Here is an 18,333-nt window from a genome sequence, read left to right as displayed (position 1 = left end):
AGGCCCGGGAGCCGACCAAGTTCTGACCTCGTCGCCTCATCCTATGCGCCGGCGGTGCCGGACCTTCGGCATAACCCGCCCAGTCGCCTGCCCTGCGAGAGGGGGCCACCGCCACGACCGGCCGCGCGGGATATCCTACGCACTCCCCTTCAACCGCCGCGCCGCGCCGAACCGGTTGAGGAAGCGCGGCTCCTTCTCCGGCGCGACCCGGACCACCAGATGCAGCGTCCCCGACGCGTCCTCGCGCCGGTCCAACACCTCGGCGTTCTCGTAGAGCCAGTGCAGCTCCGCGCCCTGCGCCGGCTCGAGGATCACCGCGAAGCTCGTGCGGGCAGCCGCGATCCGCGCCTCGATCCGGCTCATCAGCCGGTCGATGCCCTCGCCGGTCAGCGCCGAGAGCAGCACGGGCTTGGGCGCATCCTTCACCCCGTTCGGCCGGCTCAGGTTGAGCAGGCGCTCGCGCTCGGCCTCGTCGAGGAGGTCGGCCTTGTTCCAGACCTCGATGATCCGGTCGGCGTCGGGCTCGATGCCGAGCTCAGCGAGCACCTGCGCCACGTCGGCGCCTTGCGCCTCCGCGTCCTCGTGGGCGATGTCGCGGACGTGGAGCAGGATGTCGGCCTCGATCACGTCCTCCAGCGTCGCCCGGAAGGCGGCGATCAGCATCGTCGGCAGGTCGGAGATGAAGCCGACCGTGTCGGACAGGATCGCGGTCTCGCCGTGCGGCAGCTTGATGGCGCGGGCGGTCGGGTCGAGGGTCGCGAACAGCATGTTCTCCGCCAGGACCTCGGCCCGGGTCAGGCGGTTGAACAGGGTCGACTTGCCCGCATTGGTGTAGCCGACCAGCGCCACGATCGGGTACGGCACCCGGCGCCGGGAGCGGCGGTGCAGGCCGCGGGTGCGGGTGACGGTCTCGAGCTCGCGCTCGATCCGGGTCATGCGCTCCTGGATCATCCGCCGGTCGGCCTCGATCTGGGTCTCGCCCGGGCCGCCGAGGAAGCCGAAGCCGCCGCGCTGGCGCTCGAGGTGGGTCCAGGACCGCACCAGCCGGCTGCGCTGGTAGGCGAGATGGGCGTGCTCGACCTGCAGCGTGCCCTCGCGGGTCGAGGCGCGGCGCCCGAAGATCTCCAGGATCAGCCCGGTGCGGTCGATGACCTTGACGCCCCAGGCCTTCTCCAGGTTGCGCTGCTGCACCGGCGAGAGCGCGCAATCCATCACCACGAGGCGGATGCCGTCGGCTTCGATCCGCCCGGCGATCTCCTCGACCCGGCCCTTGCCGAGATAGGTCGAGGGCCGGATCTGCTGGACGGTGACGAGCAGCCTGTCGGCCACGTCGAGCTCGATCGCGGCGGCGAGGCCCACCGCCTCGTCGAGGCGGGCGAGCGGCGGGCGGGGTTCGCCGCCGGCATCGCGCCGGGTCTGATAGGGGCCGATCACCAGCGTGCGGGTCTCGGCCGCGATCGCGGCCTCCGGCTCGGCCTGGCGCTGCAGGCGGATCTCGCCCGGTATCCGCGGTTCCATCGTGTCTCCGGCTGCTCCCGTATCGTCGGTCGGGAGTCCATCGGACAGAGGTTGGACGAGGGCTCGAGAGAATCAAGCGGCCGGGTACGCCCGCGGGCCGGGATTCGGCGGCTTCGCCGTCAAAAGACACGCTGCAAAAGACACGCTGCAAAAATCAGGCAGCCGGAAGGCGCACCGGCAAAAAACAGGCCGCAATCGTGCGGCCTGGACACTGGCATGGGCGCGCCTGCGGGGCCCGGGTCGTGGGTCCCGTCTCCTGGGCGCAGGTGCTTCTCGCGCCGGTCCCGCGAAGACGGGATCAGGCCTTCTCGGCCCCCTCCTCGCCCTGCTCGAACAACTGCACGGGATGGCCCGGCATGATCGTCGAGATCGCGTGCTTGTAGACGAGCTGCGAGTGGCCGTCGCGCCGCAGCAGCACGCAAAAGTTGTCGAACCAGGTCACGACACCCTGCAACTTCACGCCGTTGACCAGGAAGATCGTCAGCGGAATCTTGTTCTTGCGAACGTGATTGAGGAAGGTGTCCTGCAGATTCTGAGCGCGTTCGCCCGCCATTCTTCTTGTCCTTTGAACCCGCTGCCAGTCCTGTCGACGGGTCGGTCCGTGTTGTCGTGTTGCGGGAGGCGCGGCGCGCCGCCCCGGGAACCGGCCGCCCCATTACACGGTGAAGCTCGTCCGGGCGCAAGTGCAGACTGGCCGCAGGGGAAATCCCCGGGCCGCCGAACCTGCCGCATCCGGCCGTGCCCGCGATCCTGTCGCGCTCCGGCCACAGGCCGCCCTAGCAGAAAGACCCGAGCTTGGCACTCACAAATGTGCGGCCAAGCGGATCCAAGGCGGGCCCGGTTCCAAGCGGATCCCGATCTCCTGCGTCGCCGTCAGGCGCCGATGCCGAGCGACTTGAGCTTCCGGTGCAGGGCCGAGCGCTCCATGCCGATGAACTCGGCGGTGCGGGAGATGTTGCCGGAGAAGCGGGCGATCTGCGCCACAAGGTACTCGCGCTCGAAGATCTCGCGCGCCTCGCGGAGCGCCAGGCTCATCAGCTTCTCGCCGCCGGCGCCGCTCGGGGTGGTCGGCACGAGCGCCCCGACCTCGCTCGGCAGCATCTCGGTCGTCACCTCGGTCTCGGGGTCCCCTTGCGTCAGGATCATCAGCCGCTCGACGTTGTTGCGTAGCTGGCGGACGTTGCCGGGCCAGTCGTGCGACTGCAGCACCGCCATGGCGTCGGCGGCGATGCGCCGCTGCGGCAGGCCGGTGGCGGCCGAGATCTGCTCCATGAAGAACGCGATCAGCTCCGGCACGTCCTCGCGCCGCTCGGCGAGCGAGGGGATCCGGATCGGCACCACGCTGAGGCGGTGAAAGAGGTCCTCGCGGAAGCGGCCGCCCGCGATCTCCTCGGCGAGGTCGCGGGAGGAGGACGAGATGATCCGCACATCGACATGGACCCGGGTGGTGCCGCCGACGCGCTGGAAGTTCTGGTCGACGAGGACCCGCAGGATGCGGTTCTGGGTCTCGCGGGGCATGTCCGCGACCTCGTCGATGTAGAGGCTGCCGCCATGGGCCTCCTCGAGCGCCCCGACCCGGCGCGGCCTGCCGTCCTGGGCCTCGACCCCGAACAACTCGGCCTCCATCGTCTCCGGGGTGATCGTGGCGGCGTTGATCACCACGAAGGGCCCGTTCGCCCGCGACGAGGCGGCGTGGATGGTGCGGGCCGAGAGCTCCTTGCCGGAGCCCGGCGCGCCCGAGATCATCACCCGGGCGTTGGTGGGGGCGACGCGCTCGACGGTCTGGCGCAGCTGGTTGGCCGCCACCGAGGCGCCGACGATGCGGCTCGCCTGGCCGGAGCGCGCCTTGAGGTCGCGCACCTCGCGCTTGAGGCGCGAGGCCTCCAGCGCCCGCTCGGCGACCAGGATCAGCCGGTCGGCCTTGAACGGCTTCTCGATGAAGTCGTAGGCGCCCGCCTTGATCGCCGAGACCGCGGTCTCGATGTTGCCGTGGCCCGAGATCATCACCACCGGCAGGTCCGGGGCCTGGGCCTTGATCACGTCGAGCACCTGCAGCCCGTCGAGGCGCGAGCCCTGGAGCCAGATGTCGAGGAAGACGAGGTGCGGGCGGCGCGCCTCGATCGCCGCCAGCGCCTCGTCGGAGGAGCCGGCGGTGCGGGTGCGGTGGCCCTCGTCGTCGAGGATGCCGGCGACGAGCTCGCGGATGTCGGCCTCGTCATCGACGATCAGAATGTCGGCGCTCATGGCTCAGGGCCTCCCCGCGATGCGGGTGGCGGTCCTGACGGCTCCGCAGCACCCCGTGCTGTGACGAAATCGGCTGTATCGACGATGGCTGCGACGAAGGCGGCCGGATGGACGGCGCCGCTCCCGGCAAGGACGGTCCCGCGTCACGCGGCGGGCTCCGGGGACGTTTCCGGCGTCTGGGCCGGCCGCGCGGGCCTGCCCGATCCGGCCGCCGCCGGCTCGTCGCGTCGCACTTCCCTGAGGACCCGCATCCGCACCTGCCCGCCGCGCCCGCGCGGGTTGTCGTTCAGCTCGATGCCGCCGCCGTGCTCTTCCAAGACCTTGCTCACGATCGCCAATCCGAGGCCCGTGCCCCCCTCGCGGGTGGTCATATAGGGTTCGAGTAGCCGCTGGCGCCCTTCCTGGGGGAATCCCTTGCCGGTATCGGTGATCTCGATCACCGCGGCCTCGCCCTCCTCGTAGAGGCGCACCGCGATCAGGCTCTCGCCCCGGACGTCCTCCGGCACCGCCTGCACCGCCTCGACGGCGTTCTTGAGGATGTTGGTGATCGCCTGCGACAGGAGCCGGGTGTCGAAGGCGGCGCTGACCCGGGCCGCCCCCTCCTCCAGCGTGAAGGTCACGTCGGGATGGGCCACCCGCATCATGAACAGGTTCTGCTTCACGATCTCGGTCAGGTCGTTGCGGGCGATCGCGGGCTTCGGCATCCTGGCGAAGGACGAGAACTCGTCCACCATCCGCTTGATGTCGTCGACCTGGCGCACGATCGTGGCGACGCACTGCTCGAACACCTCCTTGTCGGTGGTGATCACCTTGCCGTACTTGCGCCGGATGCGCTCGGCCGAGAGCTGGATCGGGGTCAGCGGGTTCTTGATCTCGTGGGCGATGCGGCGGGCGACGTCGGCCCAGGCCGAGGTGCGCTGCGCCGTGACGAGGTCGGTGATGTCGTCGAGGGTGACGACGTAGCCGCGGTCGCCGTCCTGCGACTGCTCGCTCGTCGTGCGCACGTCGATGGTGCGCTCGCGCCCGTTGCGGGCGATCTGGATCTGCTGCTGGGTCGGGCGGGCGCGGGAATCCCCCGGCAGCCCGCCGAGCTCCGGCATCACCGCCTCCAGGGGCTGGCCGACGAGGTCGGCGACGCTGCGCCCGAGCATCCGCTCGGCGGACGGGTTCGCGATGGTGATGACCCCGCGTCCGTCGACGCCGATCACCCCGGCCGGCACCCCGGCCAGCACCGCCTCGGTGAAGCGGCGGCGGCTGTCGATCTGCTCGCTCTGCTCGATCAGGGTGGCGCGCTGGCGGCTGAGCTCCTGCGTCATCTTGTTGAAGCTCTCGCCCAGGTGCTGCAGGTCGCCTTCCGTCTTCCGGAACGGGACCTGGGCGTAGTAATTGCCGGACGCCACCTGGTCGGCGGCGTTGATCAGCCGGCGGATCGGCGCCACGAAGCGGTTGGCGAAGTTGAGCCCGAACCACACCGCCGAGAGCAGCGCGATCAGCGCGATCAGCGCGAACATCGTCGCGAAGGCGATCTGCACGCTGCGCCGCCCGGCATCGATGGTCAGGAACTCGGTCGCGGCGGCCCGCGACACGCCCGGGAACTCGACCGCGAGCCGCGTCACCTCGCGCTCGACCAGCAGGAAGGCGTCGTCATAGGCCGGCAGCTTCATCAGCGTGCCGAACACCCGCCCCTCCCGCGGCAGCAGGCACGTGGCGTCGGCGGATTTCGCCGCCTCCTCGAAGTCGCTGGCCGAGGGGAGCGGAGGGTCCTTGAGGATGTCGATATTGGCCCGCGCCACGGTCTCGGTGGGCGAGCGCATGATCCGGGCGATCGGCAAGCCGAGCGAGGCGGCCCGGGCGGTGAGGAAGTTCTCGAACCAGGCCCGCTCGACGTCGAAGGCAGGGCGTGCCCGGGTGAGGTCGTCGGAGAGGATGCGGGCCTCGCGGGCGATGCTCTGGCACTGGTTGGTCAGGTAGGCGTCGGCGACGTCGACCGACATCAGCACGACGTTGCGCATCCGGTCCGAGAACCAGGGCGACAGGCCGCGCTCCAGGGTGATCGACGCCACCACGGCGAGCAGCACCGTCGGCAGGGTCGCGATGAGGCTGAACAGGCCGACGATGCGGGTGTGGAGCCGGGCGGCGGCCGCGTTGGTCTGCCGGGCGCGCAGGAAGACCCGCGCCTCCCAGGCGATGACCACGACGAGCAGCAGCACCAGGGCGACGTTGCTCAACAGCAGCGCCACCACCACCGTATGGGTCGGCGCGATCGCGGTCGCGCCGACCAGGATCAGGAAGGTGGCGAGCGCCAGCGCCAGGGCGACGATGACCGCCACGGCACCGAACCAGCCCGGACCCCGCGGCGCGGCGTCCTGGACGACCCTGGACGGGATCGGCCTGGACGGGTGGCCGGCCGCGCCGGAGGAGGGCGCCGAAGCCCGGGGGCGACGTGTGAACAGCATCCGTGGTGCAAGGCCACTACAGTGTGGCGAAATTAATACGGATGCCGGCGCGGCGGCAATCGGAGCCGGCGGCTCGCGCCGGGTCGATCCTTAGGGTGATCCTCGGATCGAACCTCGGAATCGCCCCTCAGGCGGCCTGGTTCGAGCGCGGGCGGCGGACCACCGGCTTCTGGCCGAGGCCGATGCTCTTGGCGAGCTCGGAGCGCTGGGCGGCGTAGTTGGCGGCGACCATCGGGTAGTCCGGCGGCAGGCCCCACTTCTGGCGGTAGGCTTCCGGGGTGAGCCCGCGCCCGGCCAGGTGACGCTTCAGCGTCCGGTACCGGCGCCCGTCCTCCAGGCTGATCAGGTAGTCGGGCGTGACGGTCTTCTTGATCGGCACCGGCGGGGTCAGCCGCTCGGGCTCGGCCGGGGTGGCCGAGCCGAGCCGGGCCACCGCCTCGTGGACGCTGCGGATCAGGCTCGACAGCTCGCCCACGGGCACGCTGTTGTTCGACACGTAGGCCGACACAATATCGGACACCAGGCCGATCATCTGAGGCGTTTCGACGTGGTCAGCTGAGCTCATTGCGGTCCTCGAGAAGTGCGGCCCCCGTCCGAGGTGATGGATGTTACGCCAGTCTCCGTCAACTGCAAGGTGTCTCGATCAACACAAGAGACGGCACTGCATTAGCTCTGTCTTTTTTCCCAAGGTCATCCGCATCGGCCGGTGCAGTGAACCGTTCTTCACGGCGGCCCACCCGGCGGGACGCGACCATGCGGAAAAAACTCTTATTCGTCATGGGTTTGTCGAGGCGGGTAGGTCCGCATGGCGGGGCGGTCGCCGGACGGGTGGGCCGTCCAAGTCATCAATTAATAATTGATAAAAACTACGATCCGACACCTTGCGGGCCGACCGATCCACCCGCAGAGGTCCAATCCAGACATCCGCTCTCCCGCCGTCGCGACGGGGCTTGATCGGTCGAGATCGTACCGCGGCGCCGGAAGATCGGCAGAACTCCCCATGACCCGCAATCGCGCGATGTCTTCACACGATCAGGCGGAATACTTCGACGGAGAGGAATGCCGTTCCGACTTCGGGTTGCGTGATACGACGGCAGAAGCAACCAAGCTTCATTGTGCGGCGCCGCTGCGGAAACGCGGATGGAACAATGTCGGCGTCGATTCGGCGTGGTCTCCCGGCGTTTCGGGAGGCGGAGAGGCGCGACGCGCGCGAGGCCAAAACGGGCCAGGCCGGCCCGTTCGCCGTCCGGTCTTGCCGGATTATCCCGCCCCGCACCCTCGCATGCGCGACGAGGCACCCGAATGCGTCGGAATGCCACAGGAGGACGGGCCCGTTGTCCACGGGCGCGTCGGTCTCAGCGCGGGGTGCGGAAGACCTGGAGGTCGAGGTCGCGGACCTTCTTGCGCAGGGTGTTGCGGTTCACGCCGAGCAGCTCGGCGGCGCGGATCTGGTTGCCGCGGGTCGCCGCGAGCGCCGCGCCGATCAGCGGGCCCTCGATCTCGCGCAGGATGCGGTGGTAGAGGCCGGGCGGCGGCAGGGTATCCCGGTAGCCGGAGAAATACTCCGACAGGTGCCGCTCCACCGCCGCCGACAGGCCCTCGGATTCCGTCCCGCCCTTGCGGGTTCCTCCTTGCGCCGGCGTGGCGAGCGGCAGGGTGTCGAGCTCGGCCTCGATCACCGGGCCGGTGATCGTCTCCTGCGGGTAGAGGGCCGCGAGGCGCCGCACCAGGTTCTCGAGCTCGCGCACGTTGCCGGGCCAGCGGTAGCGCTTGAGCTTCTCCATCGCGTCGCCGTCGAGCTGCTTGCGCGTCAGGCCCTCGCGCTCGACCAGCACGAAGAAGTGGCGCACCAGGTCGGGCACGTCCTCCGAGCGCTCGCGCAGGGCCGGCAGGCGCAACGGCACGACGTTGAGTCGGAAGAACAGGTCCTCGCGGAAGATGCCCTGCTGGATCGAGACCCGCAGGTCCTTGTTGGTCGCCGCGATGATGCGGACGTTGGTCTTGATCGGCACGCGGCCGCCGACGGTGGTGTACTCGCCTTGCTGCAGCACCCGCAGGAGCCGGGTCTGGGCCTCCATCGGCATGTCGCCGATCTCGTCGAGGAACAGCGTTCCGCCCTCGGCCTGCTCGAAGCGGCCGGCCGAGCGCGCGGTGGCGCCCGTGAAGGCGCCCTTCTCGTGGCCGAACAGCTCGGATTCGATCAGGTCGCGGGGGATCGCCGCCATGTTGACCGGCACGAACGGCCCCGACCGGCGCCGGCCGTAATCGTGCAGCGCGCGGGCCACCAGCTCCTTGCCGGTGCCGGATTCGCCCGTGATCATCACGGTGAGATCCGTCGGCATCAGGCGGGCGAGCGAGCGGTAGATCTCCTGCATCGCCGGCGAGCGGCCGACGAGCGGGATGTCCTCGTTCTCGGGCGCGGCGCCGGGGGCCGCGTTGCCGCGAGGGCGCGACAGGGCGCGGCCGACGATCGCGGTCAGCTCCTTCAGGTCGAAGGGCTTCGGCAGGTACTCGTAGGCGCCCCGCTCGGAGGCGCGGATCGCTGTCATGAAGGTGTTCTGCGCGCTCATCACGATGATCGGCAGGTCCGGCCGCACCCGCTTGATGCGAGGCAGGAGGTCGAAGGCGTTCTCGTCCGGCATCACCACGTCGGTGATGACGAGATCGCCCTCGCCCTGCGCCACCCAGCGCCACAGGGTGGCGGCGTTGCCGGTCGAGCGGACCTCGTAGCCGGCGCGCGACAGCGCCTGGTTGAGCACGGTGCGGATGGCGGCGTCGTCGTCCGCCACGATGATGTGTCCGTTCGGCATGCGCTCACTCGGTCTCGACGGAGGATTCGCGCCCGTCGCGGGCGTGCGACATCGGCAGGAGGACGCGGAAGGTGGTACGGCGGGGGGCGGGGTCGCACTCGACGATGCCGCCGTGGTCGCCGACGATCTTGGCCACCAGCGCGAGGCCGAGGCCCGACCCTTGCGCCTTGGTGGTGACGAAGGGATCGAACAGGTCCGGCAGGAGCTCGGCCGAGACGCCCGGGCCGTTGTCGCGCACCGCGACCTCGATCGGCAGGCTGACCCGCTCGCGCGAGCCCGGCACCTGGAGGCGAAGCCCGGTGCGGAAAGCGGTCGACAGGATGATCTCGCCGTCGACCGCGTCGGCGCCGATCGCCTCGGCGGCGTTCTTGACCAGGTTGAGGATGACCTGGATCAGCTGGTCGCGGTTGCCGAGTACCGGCGGCAGCGACGGATCGTAGTTCTCGACGAAGCGGATGTGCCGGGCGAAGCCCGACTGGGCCGAGCGCTTCACCTGGTCGAGGACGCCGTGGACGTTGACCGGGCCACGCTCGACCGGGCGCTCGTCGCCGAACAGCTCCATCCGCTCGACGATGCGCACGATCCGGTCGGATTCGTCGCAGATCAGCCGGGTCAGCAGCCGGTCGTCCTCGGCGGCGGACTGCTCGAGGAGCTGGGCCGCGCCGCGGATGCCGGCGAGCGGGTTCTTGATCTCGTGGGCGAGCATCGCGCCGAGCGCCACCATCGAGCGGGCGGCGCCGCGATGGGTGAGCTGGCGGTTCATCTTGTCGGCGATGGTGCGCTCCTGGAGCATCAGCACCACGAGGTCGTCGTCGAGATGGGTCGCGAACACGTCGACGCTGCGCTCGACGCCGGTGCGCGGCGAGGCCAGCTCGACCCGGTACTCGCTGACGCTGGCCCGGCGCCGCCGCACCTCGTTCACCAGGGCGATGATCGGCGAGGAGAACGGGATGATGTCGCGCAGGCGCTGGCGCTGCATCATCCGGCGCGAGTAGTCGAAGAAGTGCTCCGCCGCCATGTTGACCTGGAGGATGCGCTCGTCCGGGCCGATGGTCAGGACGGGCAGCGGCAGGGCGTTGATGATCATCTCGCTCGTCGGGGCGTTCATGGCCGACATTCTCCCGGTGCGGGCGCGGGAGGCAGGGGGTGCGGGCGCATCGCTCATCCTCATGCGGCCTGATCCTCAGGCCGTGCGGCCGGGGCCTCGAAGGCGCGCCGCAACAGCCGCGCGGCCTCCTCCGGGTCGGTGGTGGTGACGAGCCGGGTCCGCTCGGACGGGATGAGCCCGCCGGCATGGTCGGCATAGGCTGCCAGGTGCTTGCGGGCGTGGCGCACGCCCATCCGGGCGCCGTAGAGCCTCAGCAGGCCGTCGTAATGCTCGGCCGCCAGCTCCGCCCGCGTGGCGGCGTCCGGCTCCCCGGGCACCTCGCCGGCGAGCCCCGCCGCGACCGCGCCGACGAGCCAGGGCCGTCCGACCGCCGCCCGCCCGATCATCACCGCGTCGGCCCCGGAGGCGTCGAGGCAGGCCCGGGCATCCTTGAGGCTCGCGACGTCGCCGTTGGCGACGACCGGGATCGTCACGGCCTCGCGCACGGCCCGGATCGCCGCCCAGTCGGCACGGCCGGTGTAGAATTGCTGCCTCGTGCGGCCATGCACCGTGACGGCGGCGTAGCCGAGCCGCTCGGCGCGCCTGGCGAGGTCCGGGGCGTTGCGGGTGGCGTCGTCCCAGCCGAGCCGCATCTTGACGGTGACCGGCACCGACACCGCCTCCCGCACCGCGGCGAGCAGGCGCTCGGCATGGTCGAGGTCGCGCATCAGGGCCGAGCCGGCCTGGCCGCCGGTCACGGCCTTGGCCGGGCAGCCCATGTTGACGTCGATCACGTCGGCGCCGTTCGCCTCGGCGAGGCGCGCGCCCTCCGCCATCCAGCGCGGGTCGCAGCCGGCGAGCTGCACCACGTGGGGCAGCACGCCTTCCCCCTCGGCTCGCAGCCGTGCCTCCTCGGTGCCGCGGGCGAAATCCTCCGCCGCCACCATCTCGGATACGGTCGCGGTGGCGCCGAGCCGGCGGGCGATGCGGCGCATGTGCAGGTCGGTCACGCCCGAAAGGGGCGCGAGCAGCGCCCCGTGCACGCCCGAAAGGGGCGCGAGCAGCGCCCCGTGCACGCCGGAGAGCGGCGCCAGCAGCGCCCCTCCTGCCAGCAGCGGCGCGGCGGACTTCCGTTCCGTTGGCAGCGCTGCCGGCACGGCCCCCGGCGCCTTGGCGCTCAAATAATGGTCAGTCGTCATTGTGCACAGCAAATAGCCAAAACCCGGTCATACGCAAGCGCGTTCGGGCTTCGCTCCCCGAATTGCCCACGAATTGGCTGATGGGTGGGCCTGTCCCGGACCGGTGGCCCGTGCACGGTGGCGTTCCGTGTCGGCTCTAGCCTGGGCGGGGCAGGATAGCGGGGCATCGCGGCGGAATGGAAGCGACGGGGGCCGGGCTTTGCTGCGATGCGGGATGGCTGCTGAAGCCGAGCCGCAGCAAGGCGAATGTCGACCACTCGCGCCGTCGGTGGGGGACGTCATGGGGTCCGGGAGTTGCGGAGAATTCGTCGTCTCTCGCTCTGATTCTCAAAGGAGAGCGCCTTTCCCTCTCCCGTGTGGGAGACGGGTCAGGGGTGAGGGTGGCACGCTTCAATGCGGAGCTGGGAGCGTCGTGCTGGTAGCGCGATGTCCAGTGCTTGATTCTGAACCGTCCCGCCCTCACGCGATCTTCGATCGCCCCTACCCCTCGCCCGCGCGGGAGAGAGGATGGAGAGAGGATCCTGCGCCTTTCTCGTATCGTGAGAATGTGAGACGGATTCGGCATCATGCACCCTGCGCAACCCGGGATCCCGAGCATCGCGGCGGCAAGCGCCGGCGGGTCCGGAAGAACCTGCCCGCATCTCCTTCCCGCGCGGCACCGCCCTTCCCCTGGTGCATTTGCCTCGTCGGGCCGCCGCCGCTAAGGAGCGGGCATTCCGGGAGCGACCTCTTTGACACTTCCTCAGATCGCCGCGGTCGTCGTCGCCGCGGGGCGCGGCATCCGCGTCGGCGGCGACACGCCCAAGCAGTATCGCCGCGTCGGCGGCCAGGCGGTCCTGACCCGGACCTTGGCGGCGCTGGCCGCCCATCCGGGCGTCGCGCGGATCCAGGTGGTGATCGCCGCGGACGCCGCCTCCTTCTACGACGAGTGCCTCGGCGACCTCGCGTCGGAGGCGCGGCAAAAACTCGCCCGGCCGGTCGAGGGCGGCGCCACCCGGCAGGCCTCCGTCCGGGCCGGGCTCACGGCCCTGGCCCGGGACGGTGATCCCGACCTGGTGCTGGTGCACGACGCCGCCCGCCCCTTCGTCGACGACGCGCTGATCGACCGGGCGATCGCGGCGGCCCAAAGCCACGGCGCCGCCGTGCCGGGGGTGCCGGTGAGCGACACGATCAAGGTGGTCGAGCCGGACGGCCGGGTGCGCGAGACCCCGGAGCGGGAATCCTTGCGCGCGGTGCAGACCCCGCAGGCGTTCCGCTTCTCTCTTCTCCACGAGGCGCATGGGCGGGCCGCGGCGGAAGGACTCGACGGCTTCACCGATGACGGCGCGCTCGCCGAATGGGCCGGCCTGCCGGTGGCGGTCTTTCCCGGAGACCTGCGCAACCGCAAGATCACCCAGGCCGCCGACCTCGTCGAGGCCGACCGCGCCTTCTCGCCGGAGCTTCTCTCCGAGTCGGGGTCCGCCCCCGCCGCCCAGGATGATGCCATGACCCTTCTGACCCGCCTCGGCACCGGCTTCGACGTGCACGCCTTCACGGAGGGCGACCACGTGTGGCTCGGCGGCGTGCGCATCCCGGCCGATCGCGGCGTGCTCGCCCATTCGGACGGCGACGTGGTGCTGCACGCGCTCACCGACGCGATCCTGGGCGCGCTCGCCGACGGCGATATCGGCGTGCACTTCCCGCCGAGCGACCCGCGCTGGCGCGGCGCCTCCTCTGACCAGTTCCTGGCCGACGCGGTGCGGCGGGTGACCGAGCGCGGCGGGGTGATCGACCACCTCGACATCACGGTCCTGGCCGAGGCGCCCCGCATCGGCGCCCATCGCGAGGCGATCCGGAGCCGGATCGCCGAGATCGCCGGCGTGCCGCTCTCGGCGGTCTCGATCAAGGCGACCACGACGGAGAAGCTCGGCTTCGTCGGCCGGGCCGAGGGCCTCGCCGCCCAGGCCGCGGCCACGATCCGGCTTCCCGAGGAGGCGCGCGCATGATCGGCGATCCCGCCCTCATCACCCGGGCGAGCGTGCTGATCGCCGCCTATCGCGAGCGCCAGGCCCGCCTCGTCACGGCCGAATCCTGCACCGGCGGCCTCGTCGCCGCCCTGCTCACCGAGGTGGCGGGCTCCTCGCTGGTGGTGGAGCGCGGCTTCGTCACCTACTCGAACGAGGCCAAGGCCGAGATCCTCGGCGTCGACTTCAACCTCATCTCGGCCCACGGCGCGGTGAGCGAGCCGGTGGCCCGGGCGATGGCCGAAGGCGCCCTCGCCCATTCCCGCGCCGACGTGGCCTTGGCCATCACCGGCATCGCGGGCCCCGGCGGCGCCACGCCGACGAAGCCCGTGGGCCTCGTCCATTTCGGACTCGTCGCCGCCGGCCGGGCGACCCGGCACATCGAGCGCCGCTACGGCGATCTCGGCCGCTCCGAGGTCCGCCGCTGCGCCGTCGAGGACGCGCTCGGCTTCCTGGAGATGGGGTTGGAGAAGGTGTGAGGGTCCGCGCCCCTCACAAATCCAGCATCCAGGTCTCCCCCACCAGGTCCTGCCCGAAGGAGCGGTGCGGCGCCGAGTCGACCAGGCGGAAGCCCGCATCGCGGTAGATCCGCCGAGCGGCTCCCAGCACGTCGTTGGTCCAGAGCGTCAGCTGACGGTAGCCGCGCGCGCGGGCGCCGGCGATGCAGGCCGCGGTGAGCCGCCGGCCGAGGCCCTGGCCCCGGGCGGAGGGCTCGACGTAGAGCAGGCGCAGCTTTCCCACCGTCTCGGAGGCGGGCGCCAGGAACACGCTGCCCAAGATCTCTCCCCTGAAGATCTCTCTGCCCAAGATCTCTCCCTTCAAGATCTCGGCACCTTGCTCGCCCCCCGGCTCGGCGATCCAGGCCCCGGCCCGGGCCGGGTCGAAGTCGCGCACGAACCCGGCCAGGATCTCCGCCACCAGGGCTTCGAAGGTGAGGTCGAAGCCGTACTCGGCGGCGTAGAGCACGCCCTGGCGGTGGGTGATCCAGCCGATGTCGCCGGGCCGCAGGTCGCGCAGCAGGATCGCGCCCGCCTCCCCCAGGCTCTCCGACGGATCGCCGAGCAGGCGGCGCACCCGCGCCATCGCGCCGACGAGGGCCGCCCGATCCGTCGCCGGGAGCCGCGCGAGCAGCGCCTCGACTTCCGCCCGTGAGGCCTCGTCGAGCGGCGCGAAGGCCGCCTGCCCCTCGGGCGTCAGGGCGAGGACCTGGCGCCGCCCGTCGCCCGCGGAGGTCCGGCGGGTCAGAAGGCCCTGGTCCTCGAAGCGCTTGAGCAGGCGGCTGAGATAGCCGGCATCGAGGCCGAGATCCTGGCCGAGGATCGAGGCGGTCAGCCCGTCGCGAAGGGCGAGCTCGTAGAGCACCCGCGCCTCGGTGAGCGAGAAGGCGCTGCGGTGCAGCCCCTCCTCCAGGAGTCCGATCTGCCGGGTGTAGAACCGGCCGAAGGCCCGCACCGCCGCGACCATCGCCGCATCGACCTCACCGTCGCGCATCATCGGCTTAGCCCCTGTCCACCTGTGGCAGGATCGCCGAAATAGTTGACTCCGTCAATGATCGCTGCCACCTCCCGCCAGCAGCGTCGCCACGAGGTCGTGCACCTGCCTGATCCGGAAGGGCTTGCGCAGGAAGGCGGCCTGGCCGGTCGCGCGCTCCCGCACGGTGTCTTCCGGCATCGAGCTCATCAGCACGACCGGGATCCCGCGCGTCTCCGGATCGGCCGCGAGGGCGGCCAGCATCGCCGGCCCGTCCATCACCGGCATCATGAAGTCGAGGAAGATCAGGTCGGGCCGGCCGGCTTCGACGCGGGCGAGGCCTTGCCGCCCGTTGGCGGCGGTGACCACCGTGTGGCCGTCGTCGGAGAGGACGGCGTCCAGCAACTCGGCGATGCCGAACTCGTCGTCCACGATGAGCACCGTCGCCACAGGCCTACTCTCCGCCGTGGTCCGCGGCGTCGCGATCGGCCAGGATCGCCTCGGCCCGTTCGGGGCCGTCGTCGATCGACAGGCCGCCCGGCCGGATGTCGAAGACGCGCATCCGGGGATCGATCCGGGCGTCCCGGGCCTTCGCGACGGCGATCAGGCGGTGGACGCCGGAGCGCAGGGCGCAGGAGCGCATCAGCACCACGTTCTCGGCGACGCTGGAGGTCTGCCGCAGGGAGGGCTCGCCGGAGGGTGCGTCGAGGAAGGTGCCGCGCAGGTCGGTCTCCCGGGTGTACATCGCCGTCACGCCCAGCGCCCTGAACTCCGCCGTGAGGGCGGCGAAGATACGGACGATCCGGTCCTGATCCCCTGCGATCCGGCACATCGCGTCCAGACCGTCGATGAACACGCGCCGGACCCCCCGGTTCCGGATCGTCCCCAGCAGATCGGTGCAGATCTCGTCGATCAGCCCCTCGGTCGCGGGCTGCCACATCACCCCGACCCGGCCGTCCTCGATCAGGCCGGCGACGGGCAGGTCGAGCGCCCGCGCCTTCGCGCGGATCGCCGCCTCGCTCTCGTAGAAGCCGCAGAGCAGGCCCGGCGCCTCCGGGTCGGCGCCGAGGAATTGCAGGCCGAGCGTGGTCTTGCCGATGCCGGAGGGACCGCCGACGAGGGTGGTGGAGTGGTTCGGCAGGCCGCCGCCCAGCATCGCGTCGAGGGCGGGCGACCCGGTGGTGAGCGGCGCCCCCTCGACGTGGTCGCGCCGGCTCGGCAGCCGGAGGCGCGCCTCGATGCGCGGAAACACCCGGATGCCGTCATCGGTGATGCGGAAGCTGTGGCGCCCGCGCAGGAAGCCGCTGCCGCGGAACTTGCGCACCTCCAGCTCGCGCTCGGCCCGCCATCCGCTGAGCCGGCTCGACAGGGCGATGAGGCCGTCGACCATCGTGTGCTCGGCCGCCACCATGTCGGCCCCGGCCGAGGCGCTGGTGAGGAGGAGGGCGGTGGCGCCGGTCGCGGCGGCCTGGGTCTGCAATTCGTGGATGAAGGTCTTGAACTCGAGGGTCGAGGCGGCGGTCTCCTCCGCCGCCACCAGGCCGTCGAGGACGAGCAGGCTCGCCTCGCGGATGGCGGTCTCCCGGCGCAGCAGGGTCAGGAGCCCGGCGAGCCCCTCGTCCTGCAGGGTGCGGAAGGCGCTCAAGTACGTGATCCGGTCGGGGATCAGCTCAGGGACGAAGAAGCCGAGGGGCGCGATGTGGCCGAGCATCCGCGAATGGCTCTCGGCCAGCAGCGTGACGTAGAGCGCCCGGTGCTCGGGCGAGGCACCCGCAGAGGATCCGGCGGAGGATCCGGCATGCGTGTAGCAGGCGTGGTTGCCGAAGATGGTTTTGCCCGAGCCCGGCGTGCCCTGGACGATGTAGACGCCGCCGCGAAACAGCCCGCCGCCGAGGATCTCGTCGAGGCCGGCGATGCCGGTCGGAACCCGCTCCAGCTCACCGTAGGCACCCGCCTGTCCCATGCTGGGTTCCGCCCCCGTCATCCTGTGCTCTCGGTTGCTGCGATCGTCGGCTCGTCGATCGTCTACGCGTGAAGGGGAAGCGTTACCGTGAAGGTCGCGCCTTCGCCAGGGCGACTGTCGAGCGCGACGCCGCCGCCCATCGCCTCGGCGAGGCGGCGCACCAGCCACAGGCCGACCCCGAAGCCGACCGGTGCGGTGCTCGGATCGCCCACGGCGCGCTCGAAGCGCTCGAAGATGCGGGCCTGGTCGGTCTCGGCGATGCCGATGCCGCGATCGCTCACCCGAATCCGCGCCGTCCCCGCCTCCCGGGTCGCCGAGACCGCGATCGCGCCGCCATCGCCGTACTTGATCGCGTTGGTGACGAGGTTGTCGAGGATCTGATCGAGGGCGAGGCGCTCGCAGGACAGCACCAGGTCGTCCGGTACCGCGACCGTGACCGTGCTGCCGGCATGGGCCGCCATCGGGCTCAAGGACGCCACCACCTCCTCCACCACCTCGGCGAGGGGCACCGGGGCGGCGAGCAGCGCGAGCTGCCCGGTCTGCGCCCGGGAGACGTCGAGGAGGGTCGTGGCGCGGCGGACGTAGCGCTCGACGAGCCAGCGCAGCTGCGCCAGCCCCTGCGCCACCCGGCCCTCCGGCGCCTCGCGCGCGGCGGCGCCGGTCAGGCGCTCGACCTGGCCGAGGATCGGGGTCATCGGGTTGCGCAATTCGTGCGCGACGCCGGCCAGGAACGCGTCGCGCTCGGCCAAGGCCCGGCGCAGGGCGGCGACTTCCCGGCGTAAGGCGGCAGTCTCGTCGCCGAGGTCCGCCGAGCCGTCGAGGCCCGCCGGACCGGCGGGCGGGATCGCGTCGATCCTCGCCTCCGGTCCGCTCATGCGCCCGACCGCCCGCGCCCGGCGCGGGTCCGGCGGTGCAGCGTCGGCGACGCGGGAGGTGAGGTCTGTGTCACCGGGAGACCATAACAAATCATATCTCGGCAGGCGAGCACCGACCGCCCGGCCGCAAACCTCATCCCGTACCGGGTGGCTGCGAGCAAAAGTCGCGGTCGGGCGCTCTCCTAGCGCCGCGGTGCCTCGACCGGGACCACCCGGGCGCCGCCGACCGGCCGCTGGCCACCATTGATGACGTAGAGCACCGGATCGGCCTTCGGCTGGGCCGGGATGCCGGAGACGGTCGGGATGCCGTAGGTGCCCTCGCCCCAGGCGGAGGGGACGAGCTCGCTCGGGCGCGGCAGCTTGAAGTAGGGTTCGGCGACGAGGCCCGGCTCGAGGACGCCGGCTCCACCGTAGAGGCCGAGGGGGGCCGCGAAGGTGGTGCCGCCATAGGCCGCGAACCGCCGACCGTGGAATCCTCCGCCCCGGCCGTGCCGCCCGCGGACATCGTAGATGGCGGCGCGACCGTGATGGGCCGGCGCGACGTGGGCACGCCCGCCCTGCCCCGGGGTTCCGGGGCCGCGCAGCGGCTGCGCCTCGGCGCCGGCGCCCACCAGGGTGACGGCGAGGGTGAGGACGATCAGGTCGCGACGCATCGTGTGTCTTCCCGGCTCCCGGCACTCGCAGGGGTCAATGCCGGGGCGCCATCCT

Annotated in this window: 15 protein-coding genes; 2 read left to right on the top strand and 13 right to left on the bottom strand. The window is 71.3% G+C overall.

What is annotated here, in order from left to right:
• Positions 1-135 precede the first annotated feature (135 nt).
• The 8 genes from hflX to dusB form a co-directional block, all read right to left on the bottom strand.
• Positions 136-1,518, bottom strand: coding sequence for a GTPase HflX (gene hflX / locus MFF64_RS18615; RefSeq protein WP_238191904.1), 1,383 nt, complete (start codon positions 1,516-1,518; stop codon positions 136-138).
• Positions 1,519-1,816: 298 nt separating this feature from the next.
• Positions 1,817-2,071: an RNA chaperone Hfq gene (gene hfq / locus MFF64_RS18610; RefSeq protein WP_048429571.1), complete on the bottom strand. Its 255-nt coding sequence runs from the start codon at positions 2,069-2,071 to the stop codon at positions 1,817-1,819.
• Between the two features lie 320 nt (positions 2,072-2,391).
• The gene (gene ntrX, locus MFF64_RS18605; RefSeq protein WP_099903435.1) at positions 2,392-3,762 is read right to left on the bottom strand and encodes a nitrogen assimilation response regulator NtrX; all 1,371 of its coding nucleotides are present in this window, start codon (positions 3,760-3,762) and stop codon (positions 2,392-2,394) included.
• 143 nt (positions 3,763-3,905) lie between these two features.
• On the bottom strand, positions 3,906-6,218 hold the full coding sequence (locus MFF64_RS18600) for a sensor histidine kinase NtrY-like (protein ID WP_238191895.1): 2,313 nt from the start codon (positions 6,216-6,218) through the stop codon (positions 3,906-3,908).
• A 127-nt stretch (positions 6,219-6,345) separates the two neighbouring features.
• The gene (locus MFF64_RS18595; protein WP_238191893.1) at positions 6,346-6,783 is read right to left on the bottom strand and encodes a Ros/MucR family transcriptional regulator; all 438 of its coding nucleotides are present in this window, start codon (positions 6,781-6,783) and stop codon (positions 6,346-6,348) included.
• Between the two features lie 790 nt (positions 6,784-7,573).
• Positions 7,574-9,028, bottom strand: a complete 1,455-nt coding sequence (gene ntrC / locus MFF64_RS18590; RefSeq protein ID WP_099904604.1) for a nitrogen regulation protein NR(I) — start codon at positions 9,026-9,028, stop codon at positions 7,574-7,576.
• A gap of 4 nt (positions 9,029-9,032) precedes the next feature.
• Positions 9,033-10,199, bottom strand: coding sequence for a two-component system sensor histidine kinase NtrB (locus tag MFF64_RS18585; protein ID WP_425324383.1), 1,167 nt, complete (start codon positions 10,197-10,199; stop codon positions 9,033-9,035).
• Positions 10,196-11,314 (bottom strand): tRNA dihydrouridine synthase DusB, encoded by a 1,119-nt coding sequence (gene dusB / locus MFF64_RS18580; protein WP_099904608.1) that lies wholly within the window; start codon positions 11,312-11,314, stop codon positions 10,196-10,198. The genes MFF64_RS18585 and dusB overlap by 4 nt, the downstream gene beginning before the upstream one ends.
• A 731-nt stretch (positions 11,315-12,045) precedes the next feature.
• Here dusB and MFF64_RS18575 point away from each other — a divergent pair.
• Both MFF64_RS18575 and MFF64_RS18570 read left to right on the top strand, forming a co-directional pair.
• Complete coding sequence (locus MFF64_RS18575) at positions 12,046-13,299, top strand: bifunctional 2-C-methyl-D-erythritol 4-phosphate cytidylyltransferase/2-C-methyl-D-erythritol 2,4-cyclodiphosphate synthase (RefSeq protein WP_238191891.1); 1,254 nt, start codon at positions 12,046-12,048, stop codon at positions 13,297-13,299.
• Entirely contained in the window at positions 13,296-13,796 is a 501-nt protein-coding gene (locus MFF64_RS18570) for a CinA family protein (RefSeq protein WP_099902820.1), read from the top strand. The genes MFF64_RS18575 and MFF64_RS18570 overlap by 4 nt, the downstream gene beginning before the upstream one ends.
• Before the next feature lie 13 nt (positions 13,797-13,809).
• On the opposite strand, the gene MFF64_RS18565 is transcribed toward MFF64_RS18570, so the two are convergent.
• From MFF64_RS18565 to MFF64_RS18545, 5 genes are all read right to left on the bottom strand, one after another.
• Positions 13,810-14,811, bottom strand: a complete 1,002-nt coding sequence (locus MFF64_RS18565) for a GNAT family N-acetyltransferase (protein WP_238191889.1) — start codon at positions 14,809-14,811, stop codon at positions 13,810-13,812.
• A 51-nt stretch (positions 14,812-14,862) separates the two neighbouring features.
• Positions 14,863-15,237, bottom strand: coding sequence for a response regulator (locus tag MFF64_RS18560; protein ID WP_238191887.1), 375 nt, complete (start codon positions 15,235-15,237; stop codon positions 14,863-14,865).
• A gap of 4 nt (positions 15,238-15,241) precedes the next feature.
• Positions 15,242-16,750, bottom strand: a complete 1,509-nt coding sequence (locus tag MFF64_RS18555) for an RAD55 family ATPase (RefSeq protein ID WP_238191885.1) — start codon at positions 16,748-16,750, stop codon at positions 15,242-15,244.
• A 62-nt stretch (positions 16,751-16,812) separates the two neighbouring features.
• Positions 16,813-17,625, bottom strand: coding sequence for a sensor histidine kinase (locus MFF64_RS18550; RefSeq protein WP_099903182.1), 813 nt, complete (start codon positions 17,623-17,625; stop codon positions 16,813-16,815).
• A gap of 182 nt (positions 17,626-17,807) precedes the next feature.
• Entirely contained in the window at positions 17,808-18,278 is a 471-nt protein-coding gene (locus MFF64_RS18545) for a hypothetical protein (protein WP_099903180.1), read from the bottom strand.
• Positions 18,279-18,333: the final 55 nt, after the last annotated feature.

Source organism: Methylobacterium frigidaeris (genome assembly GCF_022179185.1).
GTDB classification, from domain to species: domain Bacteria; phylum Pseudomonadota; class Alphaproteobacteria; order Rhizobiales; family Beijerinckiaceae; genus Methylobacterium; species Methylobacterium frigidaeris.
This window is presented reverse-complemented; position numbering and strand designations above follow the sequence as displayed.

What these genes read in the sequence shown, in the direction of transcription:
- MFF64_RS18600 (WP_238191895.1), bottom strand. Translation starts at nt 6,218, where the DNA reads ATGCTGTTCACACGTCGCCCCCGGGCTTCGGCGCCCTCCTCCGGCGCG.
- MFF64_RS18555 (WP_238191885.1), bottom strand. Translation starts at nt 16,750, where the DNA reads ATGGGACAGGCGGGTGCCTACGGTGAGCTGGAGCGGGTTCCGACCGGC.
- ntrC (WP_099904604.1), bottom strand. Translation starts at nt 9,028, where the DNA reads ATGCCGAACGGACACATCATCGTGGCGGACGACGACGCCGCCATCCGC.
- hfq (WP_048429571.1), bottom strand. Translation starts at nt 2,071, where the DNA reads ATGGCGGGCGAACGCGCTCAGAATCTGCAGGACACCTTCCTCAATCAC.
- ntrX (WP_099903435.1), bottom strand. Translation starts at nt 3,762, where the DNA reads ATGAGCGCCGACATTCTGATCGTCGATGACGAGGCCGACATCCGCGAG.
- MFF64_RS18545 (WP_099903180.1), bottom strand. Translation starts at nt 18,278, where the DNA reads ATGCGTCGCGACCTGATCGTCCTCACCCTCGCCGTCACCCTGGTGGGC.
- MFF64_RS18565 (WP_238191889.1), bottom strand. Translation starts at nt 14,811, where the DNA reads ATGATGCGCGACGGTGAGGTCGATGCGGCGATGGTCGCGGCGGTGCGG.
- MFF64_RS18585 (WP_425324383.1), bottom strand. Translation starts at nt 10,199, where the DNA reads ATGAGGATGAGCGATGCGCCCGCACCCCCTGCCTCCCGCGCCCGCACC.
- dusB (WP_099904608.1), bottom strand. Translation starts at nt 11,314, where the DNA reads ATGACGACTGACCATTATTTGAGCGCCAAGGCGCCGGGGGCCGTGCCG.
- MFF64_RS18550 (WP_099903182.1), bottom strand. Translation starts at nt 17,625, where the DNA reads ATGAGCGGACCGGAGGCGAGGATCGACGCGATCCCGCCCGCCGGTCCG.
- hflX (WP_238191904.1), bottom strand. Translation starts at nt 1,518, where the DNA reads ATGGAACCGCGGATACCGGGCGAGATCCGCCTGCAGCGCCAGGCCGAG.
- MFF64_RS18570 (WP_099902820.1), top strand. Translation starts at nt 13,296, where the DNA reads ATGATCGGCGATCCCGCCCTCATCACCCGGGCGAGCGTGCTGATCGCC.
- MFF64_RS18595 (WP_238191893.1), bottom strand. Translation starts at nt 6,783, where the DNA reads ATGAGCTCAGCTGACCACGTCGAAACGCCTCAGATGATCGGCCTGGTG.